16 protein-coding genes are annotated in these 17,610 nt (G+C 70.7%); 8 read left to right on the top strand and 8 right to left on the bottom strand.

Features of this window, described 5'->3' with window-relative positions; all coding sequences use genetic code 11:
• Positions 1-6: 6 nt before the first annotated feature.
• Positions 7-888: a LysR family transcriptional regulator gene (locus tag ACQPWU_RS28230; protein WP_433444743.1), complete on the bottom strand. Its 882-nt coding sequence runs from the start codon at positions 886-888 to the stop codon at positions 7-9.
• 93 nt (positions 889-981) lie between these two features.
• Here ACQPWU_RS28230 and ACQPWU_RS28225 point away from each other — a divergent pair, with 93 nt between their 5' ends.
• Positions 982-1,347, top strand: coding sequence for a YybH family protein (locus ACQPWU_RS28225; RefSeq protein WP_433444742.1), 366 nt, complete (start codon positions 982-984; stop codon positions 1,345-1,347).
• A gap of 89 nt (positions 1,348-1,436) precedes the next feature.
• On the opposite strand, the gene ACQPWU_RS28220 is transcribed toward ACQPWU_RS28225, so the two are convergent.
• A complete protein-coding gene (locus ACQPWU_RS28220) occupies positions 1,437-4,919 on the bottom strand; it encodes an alpha-N-acetylglucosaminidase TIM-barrel domain-containing protein (protein WP_433444741.1) in 3,483 nt (1,160 codons plus the stop codon).
• Positions 4,920-5,113: 194 nt separating this feature from the next.
• Between ACQPWU_RS28220 and ACQPWU_RS28215 the strand changes: the two genes are divergently transcribed.
• Complete coding sequence (locus ACQPWU_RS28215; RefSeq protein WP_433444740.1) at positions 5,114-6,301, top strand: ROK family protein; 1,188 nt, start codon at positions 5,114-5,116, stop codon at positions 6,299-6,301.
• 62 nt (positions 6,302-6,363) lie between these two features.
• On the opposite strand, the gene ACQPWU_RS28210 is transcribed toward ACQPWU_RS28215, so the two are convergent.
• From ACQPWU_RS28210 to ACQPWU_RS28200, 3 genes are read right to left on the bottom strand one after another with little or no spacing between them, the layout of a single operon-like run.
• The gene (locus tag ACQPWU_RS28210; RefSeq protein WP_433444739.1) at positions 6,364-6,759 is read right to left on the bottom strand and encodes a DUF742 domain-containing protein; all 396 of its coding nucleotides are present in this window, start codon (positions 6,757-6,759) and stop codon (positions 6,364-6,366) included.
• Positions 6,760-6,765: 6 nt separating this feature from the next.
• Positions 6,766-7,164 carry a roadblock/LC7 domain-containing protein gene (locus ACQPWU_RS28205; RefSeq protein ID WP_433444738.1) on the bottom strand — a complete coding sequence of 133 codons (399 nt, stop codon included), beginning with the start codon at positions 7,162-7,164 and terminating at the stop codon, positions 6,766-6,768.
• Positions 7,161-9,932: a sensor histidine kinase gene (locus ACQPWU_RS28200; RefSeq protein ID WP_433444737.1), complete on the bottom strand. Its 2,772-nt coding sequence runs from the start codon at positions 9,930-9,932 to the stop codon at positions 7,161-7,163. Before ACQPWU_RS28200 ends, ACQPWU_RS28205 begins: the two co-directional genes overlap by 4 nt.
• Before the next feature lie 358 nt (positions 9,933-10,290).
• On the opposite strand from ACQPWU_RS28200, the gene ACQPWU_RS28195 reads away from it, so the two are divergent.
• Positions 10,291-11,283, top strand: coding sequence for an ABC transporter substrate-binding protein (locus ACQPWU_RS28195; protein ID WP_433444736.1), 993 nt, complete (start codon positions 10,291-10,293; stop codon positions 11,281-11,283).
• On the opposite strand, the gene ACQPWU_RS28190 is transcribed toward ACQPWU_RS28195, so the two are convergent.
• Both ACQPWU_RS28190 and ACQPWU_RS28185 read right to left on the bottom strand, forming a co-directional pair.
• Positions 11,280-12,287 (bottom strand): nitrilase-related carbon-nitrogen hydrolase, encoded by a 1,008-nt coding sequence (locus tag ACQPWU_RS28190; protein WP_433444735.1) that lies wholly within the window; start codon positions 12,285-12,287, stop codon positions 11,280-11,282. The two genes, ACQPWU_RS28195 and ACQPWU_RS28190, sit on opposite strands and share 4 nt — an antisense overlap.
• Positions 12,284-13,081, bottom strand: coding sequence for a DUF1838 family protein (locus ACQPWU_RS28185; RefSeq protein ID WP_433444734.1), 798 nt, complete (start codon positions 13,079-13,081; stop codon positions 12,284-12,286). The genes ACQPWU_RS28190 and ACQPWU_RS28185 overlap by 4 nt, the downstream gene beginning before the upstream one ends.
• A 303-nt stretch (positions 13,082-13,384) precedes the next feature.
• Between ACQPWU_RS28185 and ACQPWU_RS28180 the strand changes: the two genes are divergently transcribed.
• The 4 genes from ACQPWU_RS28180 (at position 13,385) to ACQPWU_RS28165 (ending at position 15,567) form a co-directional block, all read left to right on the top strand.
• Positions 13,385-14,023: a TetR/AcrR family transcriptional regulator gene (locus tag ACQPWU_RS28180; RefSeq protein WP_433444733.1), complete on the top strand. Its 639-nt coding sequence runs from the start codon at positions 13,385-13,387 to the stop codon at positions 14,021-14,023.
• A 3-nt stretch (positions 14,024-14,026) separates the two neighbouring features.
• Positions 14,027-14,314 carry a DUF6204 family protein gene (locus ACQPWU_RS28175; RefSeq protein ID WP_433444732.1) on the top strand — a complete coding sequence of 96 codons (288 nt, stop codon included), beginning with the start codon at positions 14,027-14,029 and terminating at the stop codon, positions 14,312-14,314.
• Positions 14,315-14,341: 27 nt separating this feature from the next.
• Positions 14,342-14,908, top strand: coding sequence for a helix-turn-helix domain-containing protein (locus tag ACQPWU_RS28170; protein WP_433444731.1), 567 nt, complete (start codon positions 14,342-14,344; stop codon positions 14,906-14,908).
• Between the two features lie 113 nt (positions 14,909-15,021).
• Positions 15,022-15,567 (top strand): GNAT family N-acetyltransferase, encoded by a 546-nt coding sequence (locus ACQPWU_RS28165; protein WP_433444729.1) that lies wholly within the window; start codon positions 15,022-15,024, stop codon positions 15,565-15,567.
• Here the strand turns inward: ACQPWU_RS28165 and ACQPWU_RS28160 are convergent.
• A complete protein-coding gene (locus ACQPWU_RS28160; protein WP_433444728.1) occupies positions 15,551-16,402 on the bottom strand; it encodes a MurR/RpiR family transcriptional regulator in 852 nt (283 codons plus the stop codon). The genes ACQPWU_RS28165 and ACQPWU_RS28160 overlap by 17 nt on opposite strands.
• Positions 16,403-16,467: 65 nt before the next feature.
• Here ACQPWU_RS28160 and thrC point away from each other — a divergent pair, with 65 nt between their 5' ends.
• Positions 16,468-17,532 carry a threonine synthase gene (gene thrC / locus ACQPWU_RS28155; protein WP_433444727.1) on the top strand — a complete coding sequence of 355 codons (1,065 nt, stop codon included), beginning with the start codon at positions 16,468-16,470 and terminating at the stop codon, positions 17,530-17,532.
• Positions 17,533-17,610: the final 78 nt, after the last annotated feature.

The following is a 17,610-nucleotide window of genomic DNA, read 5'->3' as shown; positions in this document are numbered from 1 at the left end:
TGCTGTTCAACGGATCGCGAAGGCCCGGCGTGCGTGCGCGAGCAGCTCGCGTACGGCGGGGCGGTGCCCGGCCCGCCACACCAGCGCGAGCAGGGCGGGGGTTTCGACGTCGGCGATGGTGCGGGCGACGAGGCGGTCTCCGTTTCGGGCGGCCATCGAGTCGCTGAGGATGCCGACGGCCATGCCGCGGGCGGCGAGGTCGGCGATGGCGTCGGCGGCGCTGGCCTGCAGGGTGATCACGGGCTGGAGGCCCTGCGCGGCGCACGCCTGGTCGAAGACGGCGCGCAGCCCGGTGCCCGGCGGCATGCACACGATCGGGTACGTGCCCAGGTCGCGCAACGTGACCTGGGGGAGCGCGGCCAGGGGATGGCCGGGCGGAACGGTCAGGACGAGGCGCTCGCTGATGATCGTGAGCGCCTCAAGCCCCGCTGGGGCGGTGGTGGCGGTGCCGACGAGGGCCAGGTCGAGGGCGCCGGCGTGGACGCCTTCGACGAGGCGGTCGGAGTTGTCCTCCTGGAGGGTGATCTCCACGCCGGGATGCGCCCGATGGAAGGCCGCCAGCGCGTCGAACAGCGGCGTGATCGTGCACCCGATCACCATCCCGAGGGTGAGCTGCCCCCGGATCAGGCCGGTCACCTCACCCACGGCCTCGCCGACCGCCCCCGCGGCGGCGAGCGTTGCTCTGGCGTGCTCGAGCGCCGCCTTGCCCGCGACCGTCAGCGTGGCGGTGCGCCCCGACCGGTCGAACAGCTCGGCTCCCAGCTCGCGCTCGAGCTGGCGAATCTGGGCGCTGACGCCGGACTGGCTGATGTGCACCCGCTCGGCGGCCCGCGTGAAGTTCTGCTCCTCGGCTACCGCGACGAAGTACTCCAACTGCCTCAGTTCCATGACTGGAAATTCTAGTTCCTATGAGAACCATCTGTTGGACTTCTGGAAAGGGCGGCGGCAGGCTGGACGCAGCGAACGCCTGAGGAGGAATCCATGCCGGACCATGACAAGGCCATGCGGCCCGAGGACATCACGCGCCTGTTCGTCGAGCGGTCCAACGCCGGCGACGCGGCCGGGGTCGCCGCGCTGTACGAGGAGGACGCGGTGCTGGCCTACCCGCCCGGCAGCCAGACGGTGGGCCGGGAGGCGATCCGCGAGCTGTGGGAGAAGGTGCTGGCCGGGCGGCCGCACTTCGAGCGGGAGGAGCCTCTGCCGACGCTGGTTGCCGGGGACATCGCGCTCACCTCGACGCCGCCCAAGGACGGCGCCGGCGCGCGGGCGCAGGTCGTACGGCGCCAGCCGGACGGGAGCTGGCTGCGTATCATCGACCAGCCCGAGTTCGTCGCACCTGCCGGCTGACCGTCCAGCCGGAACAAGATCCCCCGGAACCGGGTGGCGCCGGGGGATGGGTCTCTCGTTCGTTCTTGGTCAGCGATCGCGGCTGCGGGTCATTGCTCCGGCGTGCCGTACACGCTGACTTCAGTGAGGTGGAAGGACAAGTTGGCGCTGTTGTGTGTGCCGACCACCCGGACGTACCGGGCCTTCGCCTCGGTGTTCAGTGTGTCTCCAGCGTCGGTCACGGCCCGGGCGCCGCGGCGGCCACCGAGGGTGTACCAGGTGGTGCCGTCGAGACTCCCCTCCAGCCGGTACTCGTAGTAGCGCCCGCCCCCGACATAGTTGCGCACGTTGACGCGTGAGATGTCGTTGACCGTCCCCAGGTCGACCTGCCACCAGGTGGTGTCCCAGGTCATCTGACTGGCGAAGTACGGGGAGTTGGCCCGGTTGCCGTCGTTGGCGTGCTCTGGGCCCCGGCTCGGCTCCCAGCTCAGCGCGGTGACCGGTTTGCGGAGGCTTTGCAGCGTGTCCCGCGCGCCGTCGCGTGCGGTCGAGGGTGTGGATGCGGGATCGGTCAGTATGGCGATTGCCTCCTGGCCGGTGTGCCGGTTGGCCGCGCTGACGAACAGGCCGACGTCGAGCGTGGCCCCGGCGCCCGGGACGCGGGCCGACCCGACCAGCGACCAGTTCTTGCCGTCGCTGCTGCATGAGCCGGTGAGCTGGTCGCCGGACTTGCCGATGCGCACCTGCACGGGTGGTGTGAACCCGCCCACTTCGGTGTACGAGTCGAACTGCCCGTTGCCATCGGAGTCCCAGCTGAATACGCAGCCGTGACCGGGAGTGATGGCGATGTTCGCGTAGCCGGTGGACCCGGGGGCGGCCAGGTCGTCACTCACCACCAGCCCGGTCCGGGTGAACTCCGACGAGCCGTCCTGCCGCAGCACCGTGCTCGCGAGCTGCTGCCCGTCGGCCAGGGCGTCCGTGCGGTAGGCAGTGGCCAGCTCGTTGGTCTCCCGCCAAAGGTCCGCACCACCCGCCGCGATCGCGATCCCGTCGCCGGTGGGGGCGAATTCGGCCTGCGTGTTGCTCATCGTCTGGTACGACGCGGGCACGGCTCCGGCGATCAGCAGGCTTGTCGAGGCCATGTCCTGCTGGGCGACGTCGGCGGATCGCCAGGACGCGGTGACGTCCAGCGCCGGAGTACCGCCTGGGGCCTCGCCGGCAGGAACGGTCACCGTCCACGTCGTGGTGAGCCTGTCGCCTGGGGCGACGTGGTCGGCGCGGGCCGGGGACGTCGCCTGCACCCGGTATCCGTCCGGGGCATCGAGCCGGAGCGTGACCTTGCCGGTGGGCCGCAGCGCGTTGTCGTTGGTGAACACGGCGGTGACCTGCACCGTCCCGCCTGGCTTGACGCCCTTGCGGTCGACGCCGACGGTCACGGCGCCGTCCGGCAGTGCGGCCACCCGGCTCGCTTCGAGGTAGGAGTCGCCGCGTGGCTCGGAGGCCAGCTCGGTGCCGGCTCTGGCCCAGTCTTTGGCGACTGCCGCCCAGTCGATCGGCTCGGGGTACTCCTTGCCCGAGCGCAGCGCGGTCTTCAGGCTGTCGAAGAACAGCTGCCACCGCTTGGCGTAGTACTGGCCGACGAGGCCGTTCATCTCCCTGCGCGCGTAGTCCTGCAGACGGGCGCCGTCGGCCCAGAGCGTGACCAGCGACTTGAGGTTGTAGTCCAGGGTCGCCGCCTCGGCCGGGGTGGCGGCCTGCCGGTGGGCTTCCTTCTGCCACACCCCGAGCAGGAAGTGCTCATCGGTGCCGAGCAGCCGGTCCATCAGCCGCATCTGGTCCATCCACCGGCCGGTGAGTCGCTCGAAGCGTTTGAGGTCTTTGGCGTGGTAGGCGGCGCGGATCTCGGGCAGCTCCAGCCGGCTGTGGTTGGCCAGCACCTGCCGTGCGACGTCGACAAGGTCGTAGCGGTAGGCGCCGGAACCGCGTAGGCGCCGGTCGATCTGGAGCAGCTCGTCGAGCGCTTTGTCGAAGGTGGCGATGTCGTACTGCAGCGGGTAGCCGGTGTTCGCCAGGCCGGGCTCGTCGTCGTACAGGCCGGTGACGTGCCGGCTGTCCGCGCCGGCGGGCCAGCTGTAGACGGTGTCGAGGAGGATCCGCCAGGCCGCCTTGGCATGCGGGTCGTCGCCGCCGTACCGGGCGGTGGCATAGTCGTCGAACCACTGCCGCATGTCGACCGGGCCGTCCTGCCACGGCATGTCGGTGAAGAACGCGACCGCGGCCGGGTTGTTGTCGATGGCCTCGGGCATCAGCGCGATGCCGTTCATCGCCGTGCCGGGCTTTTTGCGCCAGGCGTGGAACTTTTCGTTCCACAGCGTCAGTCTGGCGCCGAGGTTGACGTGACCGCCGAAGTTCCAGATGGTGCCGAACGCGTATCCGGTGCCGAAGAAGTCCTTGTCCCGGTCGGTGGTGCCGGATTCCTCGCTGATGCCGTCGACGATGAACATCTTGCTGCGGTCGATGGCCTGGAGCGTCGCGGGCAGTGGGTTGCTCTGCCAGCCCAGGATCGTCCACAGCGCATCGGGATGGGCGGTGTTCAAGGCCCGCTGCACCGCTTGTGACGCCTGCGCCACGTTGACCTTTCCGGCTGTGCCGCCCTCGTGCAGCAGGTCCATCTTGTACATCGTGCTGGAACCGAACAGCTCGGTCTGCACCCGGTAGAACGTGGCCGCGACGCGCTCGAAGATCGGATCTGTCGGGTCGAGCCAGTGGGGGCGTTCGAGCTGGTTCCAGGTGCCCTGCGGGACCGTGTTGGCTTCCGGGTTGCGGACCTTGAAGTCGGTCGGCACGGTGCCGAAATAGCCGGGCAGCACGGGGACCATGCCCAACGAACGCAGGCGGTCGGCCATCTTACGGCCGAGTTCGATCCGTTGATCGATGAGTTGCTGGGAGATCGGGCTGTCGGTGCAGCACATGTTCTGCAGCAGCCACCAGGATTGGTGGCCCGGCTGCGGGATCCACTCACGCATGTCCTGGCCGGAGTAGCCGAACTCCATGAAGGTGCGCTGGTAGACCGCCTCCTGGCCCTCGTAGACGAGCACCTCGTTGATGCCGTGCAGCGCCAGGACATCGATCCGCCGCTGCCACTCCGACCAGCTCAGATACGCGCCCGCGTAGCCCTGGTTGGTGTCGTTGAGGGCGAAGCGGTGATCCACCGAGGAGGTCTTGGCGATGGGTGCCGCGGGTAGCGGGAGATGCTGGGGCAGGTCGACCTGCGAGCCGTTGATCGCGACGTCGGCGTGTGCCACCTGGCGCAAGTAGTAGCCGAAGCCGGTCAATTGCACCGCGGGCGTCGTGCCGGCGACGACGAGGCCGCCCTTCTCGGCATACACCTCGAACCGGTCTCGGCCCGTGCCCTTGTCGATCGCGCGCAGGGTGACCTGCTTGGCGCGCGATGTCCCGATCAACCGTTCGAGGGCCTGCGCCGCCGGACCGTCGAGCCGGGCAGGCGCCGACTGTGCGGGCGTGTCGGCCGCCGCCCTGGGTTGGGATACGAACGGGGCGGCGAGCATCGTCAGCAGGACGGCGAGCGCCATCAGGGGCGGTCGCCATCGTCGCGGTAAGAGTGCGGCGGGGCTTTGCGGTTCGCGGGAATGGGTCATCGGCGGCCACCTCCGAGGGGGGCGAGCAGGGGCAGCAATTATGTAAAGACTTTTAGTAAACTCTTTGCGAAATATACTCAGCCGTAGCGACCGAGAGGTCAAGACCCGGCGACGGTGAGGGGGCGTGGATGAAGGAGGAACGGCCGGCGGGCACACCGGTGCTGCGCAGAATGAACCGGGCGGCGGTGCTCGACGCCGTTCGACGCCGCGCGCCCGAGCCGGTGCGGTTGGCCGAACTCACCCAGCTGACCGAGCTCACCCGCCCGACGGTCGCCCAAGCTGTAGAGGATCTGCTCGCCGCCGGCTGGCTACGGCAGCACGCGCCGCAGCCGGCCACGGTGGGCAGACCGGCGACGCGGTTCTCACTGAACGGCCGGGCGGCACCCGTACTCGGCCTGGACGTCGGGCCGCACACCGTGACGGCGGGGATCGCCGACCTGGCCGGTGAGCGCCTTGCCGTGATTCGCCGGGCGGTCCGTCACCGCCGCGCCCGGCACCTGCTCGAGGCGGTCGATGAGACAGCGGGTGAGGCGCTGGCGACGGCCGGCCTGGCCGCCGAGCAGATCACGGCCGTCACCGCGGCGACCCCGGGCATCGTCGAGGTGACCACCGGCCGGGTGCTGTTCGCCCCGAGTGTGCCGGGCTGGTCGGAAATCGACCTCGTCGGCCACCTGCGGGCTCGATTCAGGTGCGGGGTCACGGTGGAGAACGATGCGAACCTGGCCGCTCTGGCGGCGGCTCACCAACGCACCGGCTCGGGCACCCTGCTCGCGGTTCAGTGGGGCGAGCGGCTCGGAGCCGGTGTCGTCATCGACGGGCGGCTGCATCGGGGCGCGGGACAGGCCGGTGAGATCGGATTCATCCGTCCGGTCGGGGACCTTCCCGACGCGACCGGGGACGGCCGGGGGCCGCTGGAGCTCGCGATCGGCGGCAAGGCGATCGTCGATCTCGCCCGCCGCCGCGCCGCGGAGCATCCAGGGTCCAGGCTCGCCCGTGCGACTGACGCGGCCGCCGTCTTCGCGGCCGCCGACGGGGGCGACCCGATCGCCGCCGAGGTCGTCGACCGGGTCGCCGCCGTCTTCGCCGAGGCGATCGCACCCGTCGTCCTCGTGCTGTCCCCGCACGCGATAGTGATCGGTGGTGGCATCGCCCGGGCCGGCGCGGTCTTGCTGGACGCGATCGCACGGCACCTCGAAGACCTGACCCTCACCCCGCCAAGCGTGGAATTGTCGGAGCTGGCCGAGGGCTCCGTGCTCGGCGGCGCGATCCAGATGGCCCTGGACGAGGTGTGGCGCGACACCCTCACTGCCTGCTGAACGACCTTGGCGCTGTGGCGCAGGACGGCCGGTCGGACGCCGATGGCGTGGCGCTCGCCTGCTCAGAGCTGTTGCAGCCCGCCGAGCACCCGTTCCAGCAGGCCGGGGTCAGGCCGTCCGCCGGGCAGCCGCGGATGGTGCAGCCGCAGCAGCCCCTCGGCCGCCATGTCGGCGATGAGCACGCGGGCGACCCCGAGGGGGATCCGCAGCACCGCGGCCACCTCGGCCACTGAGCGGACCTGACGGCACAGCTCGCTGATGGCGGCGTACTCGGGGGTGATGAGGGCGAAGGCGTGCGGCGGGGCGTCAGCGGAGCAGACCAGGGCCTCCATCGCCAGCTTGATGCGGGGCGCGGTACGCCCGCCGGTCACGGCGTACGGCCGGACGGGCGAGTCCTGGTCCTGCTCGTCGGGGTCGGGCGGCGGCTGCCAGCCGCCGCCCCAGCGCGGGTCGGTCATCCGCGCTCACCTGGTCTGCCGGGAGCGCAGCGCCGGGGTGAGCACCTGCCCGGCCCGGTCGGCCAGGAGCGTCATCTGGTACGCCACCACGCCCATGTCGCAGTCAGGGGCGGCCAGCACGGCCAGGCAGGATCCGTCGCTGATGGACACGTTCAGCATGAGCCCGCGCTGCATCTCGACGGCGGTCTGGATGACCGGGCCGCCCCCGAACAGTGAGGCCGCGCCCTGCGTCAGGCTGGCCAGCCCCGAGGCGACGGCGGCCAGCTGGTCGGCGCGCTCGGGTGGAAAACCGGCAGAGACGGCGAGGGGCAGCCCGTCGGAGGTGACGACGGCGGCGTGGGCCACGCCGGGAACGGACCGGACGAAGTCGGTGATCAACCAGTCGAGGTTGTTGTCGCGGGTCATGGGCCTTCCTCGCGGGTCGTGCTCCCTGATGCGAAGGGAGGAATGCTGCGCGTGCTGATCTCGTCGCGTGCGGCTCGGAAGCCCCGCTGGTAGCTGGTCATGCGGTCGCGGACCTCCTCGGGAGAGGTCTGCGGGATGGGTGCGACGCCCTTGGGCACCGAGGCGGTGTCGGCGCTGCCGGGCACCAGGTTGGCCTTGGGCACGCGTTTGGGCAGGCCGGAGGCGGTGGTGCCGTCGTTGGCGGGGAAGGCGGCGGCCTCGGCGGCGCTCCACCCGGCGTCCACCTCGGGTGAGCCCCAGCCGCTGTCGGATTTGTCGCGGTTGAACCAGGCCGACTCCACCGCGGCGAAGATCGGCAGGTAGCCGTCGGTGACGGGCTCGGCGGCCGAGCGGTCCAGGCTGCCGGAGAGCGGGTCGCCGGGGATGGCGGCCCGGTCGCCCGGACGGCCGGCGAGCGGGTCGCCGGCGATGGGCCCGGCGCCGACGTGGCCGCCGGGGCTCGAGTCGTTGGCGATCGGGCCGCGGAGAGCGGGGCCGGGGGTGGGAATGGGGGTGCCGCCTCGCAGGACGTCGAATCGCGCCCTGGCCGCGGGCGTGTCGAACGTGCCGTACCAGCCTGCCGCGGGCTCCTCGGGTGCGGGATCGGTGGCGAACGACGGCCAGTCGGCCATGTCCGGCGTGCGCTGGCGCGGCGGCGGGGGCACGGGCGGACGAGGGTCCCAGGAATCGGGGCCGGCGAACGGCCGGCCGAAGGCCGCGCCCGGAGTCGGGTAGGCGGGCGGCTGCAGCAGCGCCTCCGGCAGGAACACCGTCGCGGTCAGGCCCCTGGCGTCGTTCTGGCGCAGTTGCACGCGGATGCCGTGGCGGTTGGCCAGCCGGGCGACCACGAACAGGCCCATACGGCGCGAGACCGAGATGTCCACCGCGGGCGCGCGGGAGAGGCGCTCGTTGGCCTGCGTGAGCTCGTCGGGGACCATGCCGATGCCGGTGTCGGTGATGGTCAGCATGATGCCGCCCCCACCGCCGGCGCCGTCGACGGTTCCGGCGGCGACGACCACCGGGGTGGTCTGGGGCGAGAACGACAGCGCGTTCTCCACCAGCTCGGCCAGCAGGTGGATGATGTCGTTCACCGCCTGCCCGGAGACGGCGCTGGGAGTGGTGATCCGGGCCGTGACCCGCTCGTAGTTCTCCACCTCCGACAGGCACGCGCGTACGACGTCGGCCACGCTGACCGGTTTGTTCCACCGCCTGGGAGGCTCCTGGCCTGCCAGCAGCAGCAGGTTCTCGTTGTTGCGCCGCATGCGTGTGGCCAGGTGGTCGAGCGTGAACAGGCCGGCCAGCCGCTGCTCGTCCTGCTCGCCCTGCTCCAGCCCGTCGATGAGCTTGATCAGCCGCTGCACCATGGTCTGGCCGCGCCTGGACAGGCTGACGAACATGGCGTTGACGTCGGCGCGCAGCCTGGACTCCTCGCCGGCGAGGCGGACGGCCTCGCGGTGGACCTCGTCGAAGGCCCGGGCGACCTCACCGACCTCGTCCAGGGAGTCGACCCCGATGGGGGCGATGGCCACGGTGGACTCGTCGCCGGTCTCGCGCAGCGTGCGCACGGTCTGGGGCAGGCGGACGCCGGCAATGTGCAGCGCCTCCGTACGCAGCCTGCGCAGGGGCCTGACCAGGGATCGGGCCATGATGGCGGTGGCGATCAGGACCGCGAGCAGCAGCAGGAGGCTGTAGGTCGCGGCCAGGAGCGCCTCGCGGCGGGCGGCGTCCTGCAGCGTGCGGCTCTGCACGATGATCGACTCGCCGAGGCGCCGCTGGACCGTCCACATGCCGTCGACGGTGCCACTGATCGCCTGGAACCAGCGGTCGGCGTCGTCGCTGCCCTCCGGATCGAGGTCGATCCGGTCGCCCTCCGTGACCTGGGCGAGCGCGCGCAGCCTGATCACCTCGGCGCGGTCCACCAGCGTGCCGGTGACGGTGTCGTCGTAGGTCTGCAGCTCGTCCAGCGTGGCCACCGACCGGAACACGGAGACCTCGCTCTCCTGCTGGGCGCGGGCGGCCGTGAACCGGTCGAGCTCGCCACTCTGGAAGCGGCCCACCGAGGCCACCGCCGCGAGCAGGCCGCGTTGCTGCGAGGCGGCGTCGTGCGCCTTGGCCAGGGCCGACAGTGCCCGGACGCTGTTGGCCAGTGCCTCCTGGTCTCCACCCTGGCTGATCTGGTCGTGGAACTGCTCGAAGGCGTCGATGATCTGGGAGTACTTCGTCAGCGCGGGCAGGGCGAGCAGCTGGGTCTTCAGCACGGTGTCGCGGGTCGCGGCGATCTCCGGCAGGCGGCTGAGCATCTGCTGGGTGATGGTCCAGGCGCTCTCGCCGTGATCGGTGGTGATCACCCGGGCCTTGGCGCGGACAGCGGCGGCCGCCTGGTCGACAGGGGCGAACTGCCCGCGCATCGGCTCCTCGCGTTCGGGCGTGCGGCCGGCGGCGATGTAGTGGACCGCGAGGTCCCGTTCGTAGGCGAGCTGGTGGGTCAGCTCGATGACGGCGTCGCCGAGCTCGGCCTTGTCCAGCACGCGCTGGTACTGGCCCGCCGCGGCCCACGAGGTGATGACCTGCTGCGCGCCGACCACGACCCCCACCCCGGTGGGGATGACGATCAGGGCGACGAGACGCGCGCGCACCCGCCAGTCCCGCAGCCGCAGCCTGCGCTTGTGTCTCCTGTGGGTGTGGGCTAACCGGGGACGAGGGCCGAGCGCGGTCGGTTGCTTCGTCACTGGCTCCCCACTCTTTCGCCTGAACGCGCGCCGGCATGCGAGACGCGTGATGCGCGCCCGGAGACGAAGAGCAATTTGAGCACACACCGGCGAGCTAGGCCAACCTTACAAAGCACGTGACTCCCATTGGAATGGTTGATTGACCGCGAATTCGGTCCGGCCCCTCCTGATTGCCGAAAAGTGGACAGCTACGGACAATTCGTGAGGATCTTCCAAGTCATGAGTCATGACATTTCATGGCAATTACCTCAGTCCCTCCTGTACGATCACCGACTGTCCGCGTGACTGCTGCCGGTTCTCGCTTGTCAGGCGTTCAGCGCGGTCTTTCGGATGCGTGACCCGCCAAGGAGAAACCACAATGGAATCCGGTTCTGCTTTTCGCGCGTTCCTGGCGTTACTGGCCACCACCACGCTCGCCGCGTGCAGCGGCGGCACCGGCTCCGTCACCAGCACGGCTCCGTCGGGGCCCCTGGAGAAGACCACGCTGACCATCGGCGTCAGCCCCACGCCCTCATCTGCGCCGGTGTTCATCGCCGACCGCAAGGGGTTCTTCAAGGCGGAGGGCCTGACCATCAAGACGGAGATCATCCAGGCGCCGCAGGCGGTCATGCCGAAGATCCTCAACGGCAGCATCGACATCTTCAAGGGCAGTTACGTCTCGCTCATCAACATCCAGGACAGCGGCGCCGCCAAATTGAAGATCCTTTCAGATAGTTTGCAGGCCGCGCCCGGCATCGCGGGCGTCGTGGTACGCAAGGATTCCCCGCTGCAGACGCCCAAAGACCTCATGGGCAAGACGATTGCCGTCAACTCGCTGAACAACCTCGGCACGATGTCCATGAGCGCGCATTTGAAGACGCATGAAGTGACGCCTGAACAGGTGAAGTTCGTGGCCATCGATTTCCAGGCCCAACTGGCCGCGCTAACGAGCGGTCAGGTGGACGCGGCGTGGATGGTGGAGCCGTTCCTGTCGGCCGCCCAGCAGGCCGGCGCCCGGCTGCTGCTCGACACCAATACGGGGCCCACCGACGCGCTGCCGATCGACGGCTTGGCCGCCACGGACCAGTGGGTGGCCAAGAACCCGAACACCACGGCGGCCTTCCAGCGCGCGGTCGCCATGGCGCAGCGCCTGGCCGCGACCAACCGCGCCGAGCTGGCCGAGGTCGTCCCGCTCTACACGCAGACGCCCAGGCAGGCGGTTATGACCATGGCGATGGGCACCTTCCCGACCTCGCTCAGCCCCAAGCGCATCCAGCGGGTGGCCGACCTGATGTACGAGTTCGGCTACCTGAAGTCGAAGGTGGACGTGGCGTCCATGGTGGTCCAGGAGCCCGGCAGGCCGGCGGGCTAGCCGGCACCGTACAGGCGCTCGATCGTCTCCACCTGCCTGGCGGTGAACCACGCGCGCTCGCGCACGCCCTGCGACAGGCCGCCGGGCCGCTCCCCGTCGTGCCTGGCGTACTCCTCGGCCCACAGCCCGGTCTTCACCCGGCTCGGCAGGTTTCCCATGCCGGGCCGCCGCCGCAGCCGGCGCAGCGCGCCCAGGTCCAGTTCGGCGGCGGCCACCAGCGACTCGCCCGGGCCCGCCTGAGCGAGCACCCGCCCCTGGTGGTCGAGCACCTCCGAGCCGCCGTTGGTGGAGTCGCCGGGGATCGCGATGCCCGTCAAGCCGCCGCTGTTGGCCGAGACCACGTAGGCGAGGTTCTCGGTGGCGCGGGCGCGGCGGGCGATCGCCTTCGGGGTCAGCGCCGGGGATGAGGCCTCGGAGGTGGGGTGGCAGAAGACCTCGGCGCCGCGCAGGGCCAGCGCGCGGGCCAGCTCCGGCATGAGGATCTCCTCCGAGGCGAGCACGGCCAGGTTGCCGATCTCGGTGCGGGCCACGGGCAGCACGCCGTCGATGCCGTAGATCTCCAGATAGCGCTCCCACACGTCGTACGGGCTCGGCGTGAACATCGAGTGCAGCCTGCGGTAACGCAGCACGACCTCCCCTTGCGGGGACAGGATCACCGAGGCCTGGAAGTACAGCTCCGGGAAGTGCTCGTCGCTCTCATAGGCGTTCACGCACAGGAACACCTCATGCCGGGCGGCGATCTGGGCCAGTGCCTCGTATTCAGGGCCGCCGGGGTCGAGCGCGGCCTTCTCGCGCCACTCGGCGAAGCTCTCGCGCATCGGGAACCCGGTCATGACGTATTCGGGCAGCACCACCAGGCGCAGGTCGCGGCCGAGCCAGGCCTTGCTGCCGCCGACCTGCTCGCCGATCCGCCCGATGGCGGCGCGGATGGCGGCGCGCGGATCCGGGTCGGCGTTGACGGCTCTGGTCTCCATCTGGAGCGCCAGGGCCGTGTAGGCGGTCACGGGCGCCCGTTGGCCGCGCACCAGCCGGCCCAGGTGGTGGCGCCCTTGCCGAGCTGCTTGTTGTAGAAGGAGCTCCAGGAGTTCTCGCCGGCGCCGGGCGCGGTCGGCGCCGCCTTGTAGAGCGGGTAGTTCGCCTCGACCTCGGCGCGCAACCACGGCTCGACCTCGGCGTAGGAGTTCAGCGACCAGCTGCGGGCGTGGTAGGTGAGCTGGCCGCGCACCTCGCTCTCCGCCAGACACATGAACGGCGCCCACGGGCTCGTACGCGCCCAGCTGATCTTCGTTTTCATCGCGCCGGAGGGGACGGTGCCCGGGATGGTCCTGACGGCCGCCTCGCGCTCGTCGACGGAGAAGTCGAACATCTCCTGCGCCGCGTACACGCCGCCCACGAGCCCGAACCGCTCGCCGAGCGCGGTGCCGAAGTCGGCGCGCACGCCGATGTCGCTGGTCCACACCGTCTCATCATGCATCGCGCGCACCGGCGGGCCCGCGTAGGAGGGGGTGACGTTGAACGGGCCGAAATTCACCGTGTCGTTGTTGATGGGGATGACCGGATAGGTCTTCTGGTCGATCGGGTTCTTCCACTCCCGCAGGATCCGGGTCGGGTCGGCCGGGTCGGTGTAGAAGACGATCTCGCGGGAGAGCTGGTAGAGCTGTGTCGTGTCCGGCACCCGGTACAGGCGCCTGATGTTGTAGCCCTCGATGTTGAACAGCTTCTGGCCGTGCCGTATCGCCGGGTCGAGGCTGTTGCCTTCGACGTTCGCGTACACGCTGCCCGAAATCCGGAAAACCATATCCCTGCCGTCGGGGCGTCCAAAAGTCTGGAGCGAGAGAAGGCCACTTCGGTCCGTGACCGTTTTGTAGACCGATCCCGGAAATGTCGGATTAATGCTCTCATCGTCGCCGCCGCCCCCGGGGCGCTCACGCTCACGAAGAGAGCGGCGAGAGCCAAGGACCTGATGACTTTGCGCTTGACCATGGGTGCGCTCCGGGCGGTTGAGCGGACTGGGGGAGCCCATTGTGATCATGTCCCGCGCGGCACTGTCCATCGTACCCTAAAACTGCAGTCGACTTAAACTTTGCAGTAGACTGCAGGCATGGGTGAAGGGCTGCGGGAGCGGAAGAAGCGTCAGACCAGGCAGCGCATCTCGGACGTGGCCGTCGGGCTGTTCGTGGAGCGCGGCTTCGAGAATGTCACGATCGCGGAGGTGGCCGAGGCCGCCGAGGTGTCGGTGAACACCGTCTACAACTACTTCGCGGCCAAGGAGGATCTCGTCCTGCCGCCGGAGGAGGCCTCGCCGGATCGGCTGGCCGGCATCGTACGGCGGCGGCGGCCGGGCCAGTCGGCCGCCGCCGCGGTGCTGGCGATGCTGCGCGAGGAGGTGCGCGGGCGCGAGCGCAGCGTCGGGCTTACGCCGGGCTTCGGGCCGGTGCTGGAGATGATGCGGGCCGCTCCCACGCTGGCCGCCCGGCTGGAGGACCTCGGCCACAAGATGACCGAGGCACTGGCCGCCGAGCTGGTCGCGGAGACCGGCGCGGCCGAGAGCGATCCCTTGCCGCGGGTGATGGCCTGGCACATCGGGTGCCTGCACGCGCTGGTCTACGCCGAGATCGGCCGCCGCACGGCGGCGGGGGAGCGGCCCGACGCGATCGCCGCGGCGGTGCTGGAGTTGCTGGAAGTTGCGGAAGGCGTGCTGGGCGAGCAGGTGCTGGCCTATGCCGTACGAGAGGAGTGAGCGGTGTTCAGGGTGACGATCAGGGGAAAGTTCAAAGGGCTCGACGACGCCGGACGAGCCGCCGTGCTGGCCGCGAGCGGTGCCGCCTACACCGAGGCCGGGACTTTCACCCATGACCAGAGCGTCACGGCGTTCACCTTCCGCTGCCAGGTGCCGGCCGGGCCGGACGGCGGCGAGGACGAGGCGGCGCTGGAGGCGATGGCCGCGCTGGAGGCGCATGGGCATCCGCACGAGATCCTCAAGCTCGCGGTGACTGACATGCGCGACATCAAAGTGCGGCGCCGCCGCTAGTCCCATATATGGGATATATTCCCTGATATGAGACAGGCTGAGGAGGTGGAGGCCCGGCTCGCCGGGCGGCTCTCGGAGCTGCGCCTCGAGCGGGGCTGGTCGCTGGAGGAGCTGGCGGGCCGGTCGGGGATCAGCCGCTCGACGCTGTCGCGGCTGGAGCGGGGGGAGATCAGCCCGACCGCCGCCCTGCTCGGCAAGCTGTGCCACGTTTACGAGCGGACGATGTCGCGGCTGCTGGCCGAGGTGGAGTCCGAGCCGCCGCAGGTCGTACGGGCCGGGGCGCAGGCGGTCTTCCGGGACGAGGAGTCGGGGTTCGTCCGGCGTTCCGTGTCGCCGCCGCACCCCGGGCTGCGTGGCGAGGTCGTGGAGGGGACGCTGCGGCCTGGGGCGGACATCTCGTACGAAGCGCCTCCGGTGCCCGGGCTGGAGCAGCACATCTGGGTGCTGGAGGGGGCGGTGGAGATCACCGCCAACGGCTACGCCTACACCGTCGAGACGGGCGACTGCCTGCGCTTCCGGCTGTGGGGACCCTCCCGTTTCCGCTGCCCTGGCCCGTCCCCGGTCCGGTACGCCATCCTGGTCGTCCTCCCGTGACCGCCCATCCCACCTCCGCCACCGGCGCGTGTCCGTCGCCTTCCCCGAAGGGCCTCAAGGGAACCCGGCCCGGGCCGGAGCGTACTTGGACCCCAGTCGAGATGAGGAACCGTATGCACAGCATCGAACGCCTGTCCGCCGAGGAGTTCGACGCCACCGTCAAGGACCTGGCCGACCTCCTGGTCGACGCCGTGGACAGCGGCGCGTCCGTGGGGTTCCTGGCGCCGTTCGGCCATGAGGAGGCCGCCGCCTGGTGGCGGGCGCAGGAGCCGGCGGTGGCCGGCGGCAGCCTCCTGGTCTGGACGAGCCGCGACGAGGGCGTCATCACCGGCACCATCAGCCTGGCCCTGGCACGCAAGCCGAACGCTCGCCACCGCGCCGAGATCGTCAAACTCATGGTCCACCGCGAGGCACGGGGCCGGGGCCTGTCGCGCGCCCTGCTGGCCACGGCCGAGCAGGCCGCCCTCGACGCCGGTGCCGACCTGCTGCTCCTCGACACCGAGACGGGCAGCACAGCCGAGCACGTCTACCTCACCGGCGGCTGGACCCGCTATGGCATCGTCCCCGGCTACGCCGGATCCCCGGACGGCACGCTGCAGGACTGCAGCTTCTTCTACAAGCGGCTCACCGCGCCGGGCCCGCTCACAACGTCTGCCTGAGCGCCTCGAGGTCGGCCAGGCGCTGGGCGGGCGCCAAGCGGGCGGCCGCGGCGACGAGCAGCAGCTCGGTGACGGCGATCTCGTGCGCGAGCGGCGCGATCGGCCCGGCGGCCTCGCGTGGCAGCCTGATCAGCACCTCCGCCTCGGCCGACAGGGGCGACTCCCAGGCGTCGGTGACGAGCAACAGCCGCGCGCCCCGGGCGCGAGCGGCTCGCACGAAGCGGGCGGTGTCCGGTGAATACCGCCGGAAGTCGTAGGCCACCACCACATCGGAGCCGCCCAAGTCCAGCACGGTACGGGACCGGGCCTGCGTCGAGTCGGGCACCCGGTGCGCGCCGGGGCGCAGGCTGGCGAGCTGGCGGATCAGGTATTCGGCGGCCAGCTCGCTCAGCGGCCCGCCCAGCGCCCACACGGACCCGGCCTCGGCGAGCAGGGCCGCCGACGCGTCGAGCAGCGGATCGGTGGCGGCGGCGAGCGTGCCGTCGAGGCCGGCGCGAAGGTCCTCGGCGGCGCGCCGCACCTCGGGAACTTTCATGCCGGACGCGGAGCTCTCGGCTGTGCCGGGCGATCGCGTGACGAACTCCAGCAGCCGCGACCGGTCCCGCGCCCCGTCACGCACAGCGGTCTGGAAGTCGGCGAACCCGGCGTAACCCAGGCGGTCGAACAGCCGCGACGCCGTGGGCGGACTCACCCCGGCGCGCTCGGCCAGCGCCCGCAGCGAGCCCAGCGCCGCGAACGGATAGTCGTCGAGCAGCACCCGCACGATCGCCCGCTCTCCAGGTGGCAGCTCGGGATAGACGGCGCTGAGACGGTCGGCTACCGGATCGTTTCCCACGATGACAGATGTTACATCAGATCCCGATTGTGGAGCTTCATGAAACAGATGTTACGGTTCCAGGCATGAGAACCTGGCATGGTCTGATCGACAGCGACTACCGGCGCTGGCTGCCGGTCACCGCCGACACCCCGTCCGTCTCTCTCAACGAGGGCAACACCCCGCTCCTGCGCTCGGCGCACCTGTCGGAGCTCACCGGCTGCGAGGTCTGGCTGAAGGTCGAGGGCGCCAACCCGACGGGCTCGTTCAAGGACCGCGGCATGACGGTGGCGATCAGCAGGGCGGCCGAAGCGGGTGCGCAGGCCGTCATCTGCGCCTCCACCGGCAACACCAGCGCCTCGGCCGCCGCCTACGCCGCCCGCGCCGGGGTGACGGCCGCCGTGCTGGTCCCCAAGGGGCGGATCGCGCTCGGCAAGCTGAGCCAGGCCGTACGGTACGGCGCCGAGATCGTCGAGATCGACGGCAACTTCGACGACTGCTTGCGCGTGGCCCGCGAGCTGGCCGCACACCATCCGATCGCGCTGGTCAACTCCGTCGGCAACGAGCTGCGCCTGTCCGGGCAGCGCACGGTCGCCTACGAGATCGTGGACGCCCTCGGTGAGGCGCCCGACGTGCACTGCCTGCCGGTGGGCAACGGCGGCAACATCACCGCCACCTGGGGCGGCTACCGCAACTACCACAGCGCGGGCCTGGCCGGCCGGCTGCCGCGCATGTGGGGCTTCCAGGCGGCCGGGTCGGCCCCGCTCGTCCACGGCGCGCCCGTGGCCGACCCGGATACGGAGGCCTCCGCGATCCGCGTCGGCAACCCTGCCACCTGGGACGGCGCGCTCGCCGCCCGCGACGAGTCCGGCGGCCTGATCGCGGCGGTGACCGACGAGCAGATCTTCGCGGCGTACCGGATGCTGGCCCGCCGCGACGGCGTCTTCGCCGAGCCGGCCTCGGCGGCGGGCGTCGCGGGCCTGCTCGACCAGCACGCGCGGGGCGCGCTGGAGCCAGGGCTGCGGATCGTGATCACGCTGAGCGGCAACGGCCTGAAGGACCTGGACGCCTCCCTGCGCGACGGCTACACCTCGACGGAGACGTCCTCGTCCACCTCGGACGTGGCCCGAGCCCTCCACCTGGCCGCCTGACCGCCCCTTGTCCGCCGGGGCATGGGCGGTTTGTGGAAGCGGTATCGTGCGTTCGCAGATGAACGCGCGGAAAGTTGT

It is taken from the genome of Nonomuraea sp. CA-141351, from assembly GCF_050944675.1.
GTDB lineage: Bacteria > Actinomycetota > Actinomycetes > Streptosporangiales > Streptosporangiaceae > Nonomuraea.
Note: the sequence above shows the minus strand (reverse complement) of the source record. Positions and strands in the feature narration are given on the sequence as shown.

Coding starts and splice junctions, on each gene's coding strand:
- thrC (WP_433444727.1), top strand. CDS start 16,468: ATGAGAACCTGGCATGGTCTGATCGACAGCGACTACCGGCGCTGGCTG.
- ACQPWU_RS28185 (WP_433444734.1), bottom strand. CDS start 13,081: ATGGTTTTCCGGATTTCGGGCAGCGTGTACGCGAACGTCGAAGGCAAC.
- ACQPWU_RS28210 (WP_433444739.1), bottom strand. CDS start 6,759: ATGACCGACCCGCGCTGGGGCGGCGGCTGGCAGCCGCCGCCCGACCCC.
- ACQPWU_RS28170 (WP_433444731.1), top strand. CDS start 14,342: ATGAGACAGGCTGAGGAGGTGGAGGCCCGGCTCGCCGGGCGGCTCTCG.
- ACQPWU_RS28230 (WP_433444743.1), bottom strand. CDS start 888: ATGGAACTGAGGCAGTTGGAGTACTTCGTCGCGGTAGCCGAGGAGCAG.
- ACQPWU_RS28220 (WP_433444741.1), bottom strand. CDS start 4,919: ATGGCGCTCGCCGTCCTGCTGACGATGCTCGCCGCCCCGTTCGTATCC.
- ACQPWU_RS28165 (WP_433444729.1), top strand. CDS start 15,022: ATGCACAGCATCGAACGCCTGTCCGCCGAGGAGTTCGACGCCACCGTC.
- ACQPWU_RS28195 (WP_433444736.1), top strand. CDS start 10,291: ATGGAATCCGGTTCTGCTTTTCGCGCGTTCCTGGCGTTACTGGCCACC.
- ACQPWU_RS28205 (WP_433444738.1), bottom strand. CDS start 7,164: ATGACCCGCGACAACAACCTCGACTGGTTGATCACCGACTTCGTCCGG.
- ACQPWU_RS28215 (WP_433444740.1), top strand. CDS start 5,114: ATGAAGGAGGAACGGCCGGCGGGCACACCGGTGCTGCGCAGAATGAAC.
- ACQPWU_RS28180 (WP_433444733.1), top strand. CDS start 13,385: ATGGGTGAAGGGCTGCGGGAGCGGAAGAAGCGTCAGACCAGGCAGCGC.
- ACQPWU_RS28225 (WP_433444742.1), top strand. CDS start 982: ATGCCGGACCATGACAAGGCCATGCGGCCCGAGGACATCACGCGCCTG.